This is a genomic window from Staphylococcus sp. EG-SA-2 (assembly GCF_017152085.1).
In genome coordinates this window covers 1-705 of sequence record NZ_JACYHC010001111.1, presented here as the reverse complement: position 1 = coordinate 705, position 705 = coordinate 1, and the positions used below count along the sequence as shown (strand labels likewise).

The 705-nt window shown below is 34.9% G+C and carries 1 protein-coding gene; it reads right to left on the bottom strand.

The genetic code is table 11. The features are described from left to right. Positions 1-147 precede the first annotated feature (147 nt). On the bottom strand, positions 148-705 hold a 558-nt coding region (locus IDG60_RS18480), incomplete at its 5' end, for a CocE/NonD family hydrolase C-terminal non-catalytic domain-containing protein (RefSeq protein ID WP_274611452.1).

The window sequence follows — 705 nt, the reverse complement described above, 5'->3', positions numbered from 1 at the left end:
TTGTAGTAAGTTTAGTGACAAGATTTATAAAATTAAATAGCCATCAATAATAAAAAGGGCCACACCTTGGTTTAAGATTCCAAGCGTGTGGCCTTCTCTTCTATCACTATGTCACTTTTAATCAAAATCGACCGTAATTCCTGCATGTCAATTAACGATAGGAATGATTAATTGTGAATCATATTTACCACCAGTATAAATCATGTGCATGCCGTTATTTATGGTTTCTTCATGTTCATAACGTGTTTTCATGCCAGGGGTACTATTACCAATTACAATTTCACTACCTTTTACAACAACTTCCAATGTTTCGCCTTGTTTAAATAGCGTGCCTGAAGGTAACAATTCGATTTCAACAGGTACAATCTCATCTTGTGACAACTTTAATTCTGTTTCATGTTTATGCCAAGGTTGCGCGATTGTGGATTTTTCTTGATCTAATTCACGATGTGATACGCGTAACCAACCAGTAGCTACTTGACCATTTTCAATATGATTAAAATCAGGGAAGTTAACTTCATTACCACGACGATCTAACTTTTTAATACCTGCAAATAAATCCATATCGTCTGAGTCTGTAGTGCTTACCCATAGTTTTAAGTTCATGTTTCCAACTAACTCAGTATCTTTGTCAAACGTATATTTAAAACTTACATCTTGTCGTTTATCTTCAGAGTCATATTGTGCGACATACGCGCTACTAAT